This is a genomic window from Acidiphilium rubrum, from assembly GCF_900156265.1.
GTDB classification, from domain to species: Bacteria; Pseudomonadota; Alphaproteobacteria; order Acetobacterales; family Acetobacteraceae; genus Acidiphilium; species Acidiphilium rubrum.
Genome location: NZ_FTNE01000031.1, coordinates 20968 through 29410, shown reverse-complemented (window position 1 = coordinate 29410; position 8443 = coordinate 20968). Strand labels below are relative to the sequence as shown.

Sequence of the window (8443 nt, the reverse complement as noted above, 5' to 3'; positions counted from 1 at the left end):
TTGGGCCGATACGACAAGCCCTTCAGGCCGTATGGTCATGACGGTCTTCGGAGGCATTGCCGAGTTCGAGCGCACCCTCATTATCAGCCGCACGAACGACGGCAGGATAGCCGCCAAGGCGCGCGGCGTCGCCTTCGGCCGGCCGAAGAAAATGCGCCCCGATCAGCAACAATTGGCCAGGGAACTCGTCCGCGACGGGAAGTCGATCAGTACCGTTGCCAGGACCTTCGACGTTCACCCCGCGACGATCTACCGCATCATCGAGCCGTAGGTCGCCTTATGCCGGTTTTCTGTTCCGCTCAGCCGCACAGGCCTAAGAACCCGGCACACCTTTCGATGTGGAATATTCGAAATGCAGGGCGGTGTCGGGGTAGACGATGGGGTGGATGGCGTGGGCGGCCATGGCGGCTTCGGCGAAGCCTTGCAGGATGAGTTTCAATTTGCCGGGGTAGGTTGCGACGTCGCCGATAGCGAAGATCCCGCGTGTGCTGGTCTCCAGGGTGGAGGGGGTGACGGCGATGTGGTGGTGGGTGAGGTCGAGGCCCCAGGTGGCGATAGGGCCGAGATCCATGGCGAGACCGAAAAAGGGCAGCAGGATATCGGCATCGAGGTGGCGGGTCTTGCCGTCGAGATCGGCGACTTCGACGGTCTGGAGTGTGCCGGCGGTGCCGTGCAGGGCGTGGAGCTGGTAGGGGATGACAAGGTCGATTTCGCCGCGCTGGGCGGCCTGGGCGAGCTGATCGGCCATTTCGGGGGCGGCGCGGAATTTCGGGCGGCGGTGGACGACCGCGACGCTGGCGGCAACGTCTTTGAGCGCGATCGCCCAGTCGACCGCGGAATCCCCGCCGCCGGCGATGACGACGCGCTTGTTGCGGAACGCCTCGCGTTTTTTGACGTAGTATTGCACCGCACCGGTCGCCTCGAAGGTGGCGAGCCCATCGAGCGGCGGGCGATTGGGGCCGAAGGCGCCCGCGCCGGCGGCGATGATGATGGTTTTGGCGTGGATGGCATCGCCGTGGTCGGTGGTGATGGTGAAATCACCGGCGCTGCCGGCAATGCCGGTGACGATGCGGCCGAGCAGGCGCGGGGTGGTGAAGGGTTCGATCTGGCGTTCGAGGTTTTCGATCAGGATTGCCGCCTCGATCGCAGGGTGGGCCGGAATGTCGTAGATCGGTTTTTCCGGGTAGAGGGCGGCGCATTGGCCGCCGACTTCGGCGAGCGCATCGATCAGGACCGTGCTGAGTTTCAGCATGCCGCATTCGAAGACGGCGAACAGCCCAACCGGGCCGGCACCGATAATGGCCACATCGGCCGAGATGGGGTCTGACATGAATCTCTCCGTAACCGAACTGGCGATAGGGTCAATGATCAGACGGGCGGATTGGAATTTTGCGCTAGCCGCGATGATTTTGCGATAGCGGCGCGGTTGGCGCAGGATCGGCGCATGGCGATTCGCAGGATGGTGCTGGAGTCCGAGATGGCAACCGTGTCGCTGGCGCGGGATTTGGCGGCGCGGGCGGTGGCGGGGGATGCGTTTTTGTTGAGCGGGCCGCTGGGTGGGGGGAAATCGACCCTGGCGCGGGCGTTCATCCGCGCGCGCGCGGGTGATGCTGGCTTGGAGGTGCCGAGCCCGAGTTTCACGCTGGTACAGATTTATGATCTGGCGCCGCCGGTCGCGCATTTCGATTTATGGCGGCTGGGCGGGCCTGATGATGTCGAGGAATTGGGGTTGGAGGCGGCGCTGGCCGGGATCGTGCTGATCGAATGGCCGGACCGGTTGGGCCTGTTCGCACCGGCGGATGCCGTGCGGATCGCGCTGGCGTGGGGCGATGGCGAGCGGCGGGATGTCACGATCGAGGGACCGGAGCGGTTGATCGGATGACGCCATCGGCCGCGTATGTGCCGGCCTCGGTGCCGTTTCTGCCCGCGCTGGCGCGGGCCTGGCTGGATGCGGCGCGCGCGGCGGGGCGCGATGTGGCGGATGGGTTGTTGATCCTGCCGACGCGGCGCGCGGCGCGGGCGGCGGCTTCGGCGTTTCTGGAGGCGAACGGCGGGCCGCTGATCATGCCGCGGATTGCCGCGATCGGCGCGGCCGACGAGGCGGCGCTGGGGATCGAGGCGGGGTTGGAATTGCCGCCGGCGATTCCGGCCGAGGAGCGGCGCACGATATTGGCGCGGCTGATCCTCGGCATGGGCGGGCGTGACGGCGCGCCGCGGCGGCTGGCCGAGGCGTTGATGCTGGCCGATGATCTGGCCGTGCTGATCGATGCGGCAGAGCAGGCCGAGATCGATCTGGCGGCGACCTTGCCGGGGATCGTCGCCCCCGACCTTGCGGTGCATTGGCAGCGGATTCTGGATTTTCTGAGCATCGTGACGCGGTTATGGCCGGATGTGCTGGCGGATCGCGGCGCGGTGGACCCGGCGCGGCGGTTGCGGCTGCTGATCGATGCGCAGGCGGAATTCTGGGTGGCGGCACCGCCGGTGATGCCGGTGTGGCTGGCCGGGCTGGCGGTGGCGACGCCAGCGGTCGCGCGGTTGGCACGGGTAGTGGCCGGGTTGGACGCCGGCAAAGTGGTTCTGGCCGGGTTCGATGCCGACATGAAGGCGGATGATTGGGCGCATCTCGCCGATCTGCCGACCCATCCGCAGGCGGGATTGTTCCGGTTGCTGACCGCGATGGGCGTGCAGCGCGATGAGGTGGTGCCGTTGATCGCGGCGGATACCGGTGCGCGGGCGGGGCGGGTTGGCTTGTTGCGGCAGGCGTTTCTCCGCGCGGCGATGCCCGACGATCCAGCATCGGCGGGGCTTTCGACCGATGGTGTGCTGCGGCTGGATGCCGGCGATGAGCAGGACGAGGCACGGGCAATCGCGCTGGCGCTGCGCGATGCGCTCGATTCGCCGGGGCGCGTCGCCGCCCTGGTCACGCCGGATCGCGGCTTGGCCCAATTGGTGTCGGCCGAATTGCTGCGGCTCGGCATCCGTGCCGAGGATAGCGCGGGCGAGGTGCTGGCCGGCACGCCGCCGGCGGTGCTGCTCCGGCTGCTGGCGGCGGCGCAGGATCAGGATTACGCGCCGGTCGCCTTGCTCGCCGTGCTGAAGCATCCGCTGGTGTTTGCCGGGCGGGACAAGCAAGCGTGCCGGCGTCTGGCGCGGCAGGTGGATTTATGGCTGCGGGTCGCCGCACCCGGGCCGGGGTTTGCGGCGCTACTGCGGGCGCTGGATGATGAGAAATATCGTGAAATCAATCGATTCATCGGCAGTATTCAGATTCTACTTGAGCCGGTGATAGCGGCGTGTACGCCGATGGCCATCGGGCCGGCGGCGTTGATCGGCGGGCTGATCGAGGCGGCCGAGGCGATCGCCACGGATGAGACCGGCCGCTGCGTGTTGTGGGATGCCGAGGCGGGGGCCGCGTTGTCCGAGCATCTGGCGGTGCAGTTGGCGGCGCTGGAGGGGCTGGCGCCGGTCGATCCGCGCGAGTTGGCGGCCCTGCTCGATGCCGTGTTGGGCACCGCGCGGCTGCGCCGGCCCCGCGCGCGGGACGCCAATCCGCGCGTCGCGATCTGGGGCATCATGGAGGCGCGGTTGCAGAGCGTCGATACGCTGGTGCTGGGCGGCATGGTGGAAGGCGTGTTCCCGGCCGAGCCCGATCCCGGGCCGTGGCTGTCACGGCCGATGCGCCGGGCGGCGCAACTGCCTGATGATGCAGCATTGATCGGCGAGGCGGCGCATGACGTGACCAGCCTGATGGCAAGCTGCGGCACGGTTATCCTCTCAGCACCCCGCCGCCGCGGGCGCGCACCGGCGGTGCCCTCGCGGTTTCTGGCAAGGCTCGACCTCGTGCTGCTGGGGGCGGGGCTGGCGCTGGAAGCGCATCCCGCCGCGGCCTGGGCGGCGCAGCTGGATCAGCCGGCGGTGCGCACAGTGCGGCCCAAGCCGGCCCCCCGGCCGGCGGCGGCAGCGCGTCCAGTGGAATATTCGATTTCGGATATCACGACCCTGCTGGCCGACCCCTACGCGATCCATGCGCGGCGGATCATGCGGTTGCGCCCGCTCGACGCGCTGGATGCCGAGACCGATGCGGCGCTGTTCGGCACCCTGGTGCACGACGGGCTGGCGGCGGTCTCAGGCAAGCCGGATTGGGCGCTGAACGATACGGCGCCCGCGCTTTTGACGGCGGCGTTCGAGCGAGAACTCGCCAGGCATCGGCTGCGGCGGGCGTTGACGGCGTTCTGGCGGGTGCGGCTCGCGCGAATCGCCGAGTGGATCGTGGGGATCGAACGAGATCGGATCGGCGAGTCCGGCGCGGCGGATGCGATCGCGGTGGAACTGCCGGGCGCGTGGCAATGCGGCGGCTTTACCGTGAAGGGGCGCATCGACCGGATCGAGCGGCGCGGCACGTCCTTGCAGATCATCGATTTCAAGACCGGATCACCGCCGAACGACGGCGCGGTTGAAGCAGGATCGGCACCGCAATTGCCGATCGAGGCGGTGATCGCCGAGGCCGGCGGGTTTGCCGGGTTTGCCGGGCTGGTCGATGAGCTCGCCTATTGGAAACTCTCCGGCGGAGCGACCGAGGGACAGACGCGGGCCTTGCTGAAGGGCGATGCGGCGCGGGTGCGTTCGGTGATCGAAACCGCACGGACCGCGATTCCCGCGTTGCTGGCCTATTACGCCGATCCGGCGACGCCGTTTTTCGACCGGCCGAGCCCGGCGCGCACCACGTTCGACAGCCCGTTCGCCGGCGTATCGCGCCGCGCCGAGTGGGAGGACAGCGCGTGAGCGGCGCAAATCTTGCGGCCGAGGCGGCGCAAAGGGCGGCGTCCGACCCCGCGGTGTCCGCCTTCGTCGGGGCATCGGCGGGGTCGGGCAAGACCAAGCTGCTGACCGACCGGCTGCTCCGGCTGATGTTGGCCGGCGCGCCGCCGGCGCGGATCCTGTGCCTGACGTTCACCCGCGCAGCGGCGGCGGAAATGGCGATCCGCCTGCGCGACCGCCTGGGGCGATGGGCGATCGCGTCCGAGGCGGCGCTCGATGCCGATCTGGCATCGCTCGATGTGGCGGCGAGTGCGGCGGTGCGGGCGCGGGCGCGCGCGCTGTTCGGGCTGGTGCTCGATTTGCCGGGCGGGATGCGGATCGACACGATCCATGCGTTCTGCCAGTCGCTGTTGCGGCGGTTTCCGCTCGAAGCGGGGGTTTCGCCGCATTTTGTCGTCGCGGATGAGGCGGAATCCGCGCTGCGCAAGCGGGCGGCGCGCGAGGATTTGCTGGGCGGGCGGGTGGATGAGCCCTATCCGGCCTTGAAACTGCTGGCGGGCGAGATTTCCGAGGTGCAGTTCGGCGCGCTGGTGGACCGGCTGCTGGCGGATTCGCAGGCGCATCTCGCACGATTGCTGGATCGGCATGGCGAGCCGGGTCCGATCATGGCGATGCAGCGCGCCGCGATCGATGCGCCGGATGCGAGCGATGCGCAGTTGTGGGACGAGGCGGTGCGGCCGGATGAGGCAATGCTGCGGCCCGCGCTCGATCGGATTGCGCGGCAAAGCTCGCCGGCGGCGCGCAACAAGGCGCTGTTGCTGCTCGATTGGCTGGCGTGCGACCCGGCGAGCCGGCTGGCGGGATGGCCATCCTGGCTGGACGGGTTTTTGACCGGCAAGGGCGAGCCGCGCAAACTATCCGGGCTGATCAACAAAAGCCTGGGTCAGGCAGCACCCGAGCTGGCCGATGTGCTGGCGGCGGAGCAGGCGCGGATTTTGCGCTGCCTCGATCGGTTCGCGGCGAAGGAGGTGGCGGCGCTATCCGCCGCGCTGACCGAGGTGCTGCTGCCGATCCACGCGGTGGCGAGCGCGGGCAAGCTGCGGGATTCACGGTTCGATTACGGCGATCTGATCGCGCTGGCCGCCCGGCTGCTGTTCGACCCCGGTGCGGCCTGGGTGCTGTTCAAGCTCGACGGCGGGATCGATCATATTCTGCTCGACGAGGTGCAGGATATCGCGCCGTCGCAATGGGGCGTGATCGATGCGATCGCGCGGGAGTTTTTCGCGGGCGACGGCGCGAAGACCGATGTCAGGCGGACGATTTTCGCGGTCGGCGATCGGAAACAATCGATCTACTCGTTCCAGGGGGCCGATCTCGCGAGTTTCGACGCCTGGCGCGCGGGCATCGGCGGTCGGGTGCGGGCGGCGGCGGCGCGCTGGCACGAGGGCACGCTGGCGACCTCGTTCCGGTCGTCGGCACCGGTCCTGGGGCTGGTGGATCGTGTGTTCGAGGGGGTGGCCCGCGCCGGGGTGGTGCTGCCGGGCGAGGCGTTGGTGCATGGGGTGAGCCGGGCGGGTCAGGCGGGTTCGGTGGCGTTATGGCCGCTGGCCGACCCGGACCCCGAGGCGGATCTACCGGCCTGGGCGCCGGCGGAGCGGTACGCGCGGCAGGATTCCGCGCGGCGGCGGTTGGCCGAAGGGCTGGCGGGCTGGATTGCCGCGAATATCGATGTGATGAAACTGGAATCGCGCGGGCGGACGCTGCAGGCGGGCGATATTCTGATCCTGGTGCGCAGCCGCAACGAGTTCGGGCCGGCGCTGACCCGTGCGCTGAAAGACGCCGGCGTGCCGGTGGCGGGGCTCGACCGGATGGTGCTGACCGAAACACGGGCGGTGGCGGATCTGGTCGCCCTCGCGCAGGCGGTGCTGCTGCCGGAGGATGATGTCGCGGTGGCGACCGTGCTGGCCAGCCCGCTCGGCGGGTTGAGCGATGATCAGTTGATGGCGCTCGCGATCGGGCGGAGCGGCACGCTGCGCGATGCGCTGTTCGCGCGGGCGGACGGGACGCCGGAGTATCGCGCGGCGCGGGATTTTTTTGCCGCGGTGCAGGCGCGGGCCGATTTTGTCTCGCCCTACCGGCTGTTCGCCGAGGTGCTCGGCACGCTGGGCGGCCGGGCGCGGCTGCTGGCGCGGCTGGGGCCGGAAGCGGCCGAGCCGATCGATGAATTGCTGGCGACCGCGCTTGACTATGGCCAGCGCGAGGCCCCAAGCCTGCAGGGGTTTCTGGCGGCGCTGGAGGCTTCGGCCGCCGAAATCAAGCGCGAGGCGGAGGCGGCGGGCGATCGGGTGCGGTTGATGACCGTGCATGGCGCGAAAGGCTTGCAGGCGCCGCTGGTCATTCTGCCCGATACCACCAGCGTGCCGCAGCAGCGCGAGACTTTGTACTGGCTGACCGTGCCGCAGAGCGATGTGCTGGTGCCGGTGTTCTGCCCGCGCGCGGATCTGCGCAGCAGCGCCGTGGCCGCTGCGGTGGCGGCGGCCGGGCGGCTGATGATCGAGGAATACAACCGGCTGCTCTATGTCGCGTTGACGCGGGCCGAGGATCATTTGGTGGTGTGCGGCGCGGCACCGAAAAAAGCGCTGCCCGAGACCTGCTGGTACGAGGCGGTGCGCGTGGCATTCGGGCAGATGGACGGCGGGGCGGAACAGGATGTCGCCCTGCCCTGGGCGGCGCAGGCGGCGGTGGTTTCCTGCGCGCAGACGGCGGCGCCGGACCGCACCGGGCGGCAGGTCGCGGCGCGGCTGGCACCCCTGCCCGGCTGGATCGGACCTGAAACCGGCTGGCGCGCGGCAGCACCGCCGGAACCGCCCGATCGGGTGGATCGGCTGGTGCCGAGTCGCAGTGCGGAGGGTGAGGCGCGCGGGTTGGCAGCCGCCTCGCCGCGCGCGGGCGCCCGGGCGGCCGGGCGGGCGGCGGCGATGGCGCGCGGGCGGCTGATCCATGCGCTGTTGCAGCATCTGCCCACCGTGGCAGCCGCCGAGCGGCGCGACCGGGCGGCTGCCTATGCGGCGCAGGCCGGGCACGGGTTGGACCGGGACGCGCAGCGCGCCGTGGTGGATGCGGTGATGCAGGTGCTCGATCATCCGGCGCTGGCGGGTCTGTTCGGCCCGGGCAGCCGGGCCGAGGCGCCGGTGGCGGGCGTGGTGCAGGGCGTGGAGATCGGCGGGTTGATCGATCGGCTGGTGGTGCTGCCGGACCGGATCGTGATGGCGGATTTCAAAACCGACCGGCAACCGCCGGCCGATGCCGCCGCAATCCCCCTGCCCTACCTGGCGCAGCTGGCGGCCTACGCGGCGGTGCTGGGGGCGATTTATCCAGGCCGGGCGGTGCAGGCGATGCTGGTGTGGACCGCGAACGGCACGGTGATGCCGGTGCCAGAGTCGGTGCTGGCACTTCACGCGCCGCGGCGGCAGCAGGCATCGGCTGATGGCGCGGGCGCATTAGAGGGGTAGGTTAAGAAAGCACTTCTTTTTTGAAAAAAAGAAGCAAAAAACTTTTTGACTCGGGGGCACGGGCGTTGGAACCGGCACGGGACCAGATGAATAAAGTTTTTTTTGCTTCTTTTTTGTTCACAAAAAAGAAGACTCTTCCCCCTCCCCTTACGCATCCCAGCCCCGCGACCGAT

The 8443-nt window shown here is 69.3% G+C and carries 5 protein-coding genes; 4 read left to right on the top strand and 1 reads right to left on the bottom strand.

Annotated elements, in window-relative coordinates; genetic code table 11:
• Positions 1-271, top strand: a 271-nt coding sequence (locus BW994_RS16380; protein ID WP_139334161.1) for a helix-turn-helix domain-containing protein, incomplete at its 5' end; no start/stop codon positions are given.
• A 42-nt stretch (positions 272-313) separates the two neighbouring features.
• Here BW994_RS16380 and BW994_RS16375 read toward each other — a convergent pair.
• Complete coding sequence (locus BW994_RS16375; protein ID WP_029313269.1) at positions 314-1330, bottom strand: NAD(P)/FAD-dependent oxidoreductase; 1017 nt, start codon at positions 1328-1330, stop codon at positions 314-316.
• A gap of 114 nt (positions 1331-1444) precedes the next feature.
• Here BW994_RS16375 and tsaE point away from each other — a divergent pair, with 114 nt between their 5' ends.
• Genes tsaE through addA form a run of 3 tightly spaced genes read left to right on the top strand, consistent with a single transcriptional unit; the run spans position 1445 to position 8270 of the window.
• Positions 1445-1882, top strand: coding sequence for a tRNA (adenosine(37)-N6)-threonylcarbamoyltransferase complex ATPase subunit type 1 TsaE (gene tsaE / locus BW994_RS16370; protein ID WP_029313270.1), 438 nt, complete (start codon positions 1445-1447; stop codon positions 1880-1882).
• Positions 1879-4782, top strand: coding sequence for a double-strand break repair protein AddB (addB, locus tag BW994_RS16365; RefSeq protein WP_029313271.1), 2904 nt, complete (start codon positions 1879-1881; stop codon positions 4780-4782). Before tsaE ends, addB begins: the two co-directional genes overlap by 4 nt.
• Entirely contained in the window at positions 4779-8270 is a 3492-nt protein-coding gene (gene addA / locus BW994_RS16360; protein WP_029313272.1) for a double-strand break repair helicase AddA, read from the top strand. Before addB ends, addA begins: the two co-directional genes overlap by 4 nt.
• The last annotated feature ends 173 nt before the right edge of the window (positions 8271-8443 follow it).

What these genes read in the sequence shown, in the direction of transcription:
- tsaE (WP_029313270.1), top strand. Translation starts at nt 1,445, where the DNA reads ATGGCGATTCGCAGGATGGTGCTGGAGTCCGAGATGGCAACCGTGTCG.
- addB (WP_029313271.1), top strand. Translation starts at nt 1,879, where the DNA reads ATGACGCCATCGGCCGCGTATGTGCCGGCCTCGGTGCCGTTTCTGCCC.
- BW994_RS16375 (WP_029313269.1), bottom strand. Translation starts at nt 1,330, where the DNA reads ATGTCAGACCCCATCTCGGCCGATGTGGCCATTATCGGTGCCGGCCCG.